Origin of the sequence: Agrobacterium sp. MCAB5, assembly GCF_052114365.1 — a bacterium.
GTDB lineage: Bacteria > Pseudomonadota > Alphaproteobacteria > Rhizobiales > Rhizobiaceae > Agrobacterium > Agrobacterium tumefaciens.
This window is the reverse complement of the sequence record NZ_JBFREP010000230.1, coordinates 1-481: the sequence shown is the minus strand read 5'-3', so window position 1 is coordinate 481 and position 481 is coordinate 1. Positions and strand designations below refer to the sequence as shown.

Sequence of the window (481 nt, the reverse complement as noted above, 5' to 3'; positions counted from 1 at the left end):
CCTCCGCTCCTCTCCGTCATGAGCCGCATCGCGATCCGCCTAAAGGGCGCACTCATGGTGAACTGGATCATGGATCTTTTTCCCGAGACCGCAATCGAGCTTGGATTTTTCAGGAAACGTGCACGGTGGCTTGCGCCATGGCTGACGCAGGCGCGCAACTGGTCTCTGCGATCCCCCGGCATGGTTGTCTGCCCTACCGACAAGATGGCAGAATTCCTCTTCACGCAAGGGCTTGCAAAGGATCGCGTCAGCGTCCTGCATCACTGGTCGGATGGGGAGGAAATCTATCCTGTCCTACCCCAAGATAACAGCCTGCGGAAGGCGTGGGGACTGCAGGATGTGTTTGTCGTCGGCTATTCAGGAAACTTCGGGCGGGCGCATGAGTTCGGCACTATGCTGGCAGCGGCGAAAGGTCTCGAGCACCGGCAGGATATCCGGTTCCTTCTCATTGGCGGCGGACACCAGCACGCCTAGCACGCCT

At 59.3% G+C, this 481-nt stretch carries 1 pseudogene; it reads left to right on the top strand.

From position 1 onward, the window contains the following. Positions 1-474: pseudogene (locus tag AB4Z23_RS28370) on the top strand (glycosyltransferase family 4 protein); the annotation flags it as partial. Between the last annotated feature and the right edge of the window lie 7 nt (positions 475-481).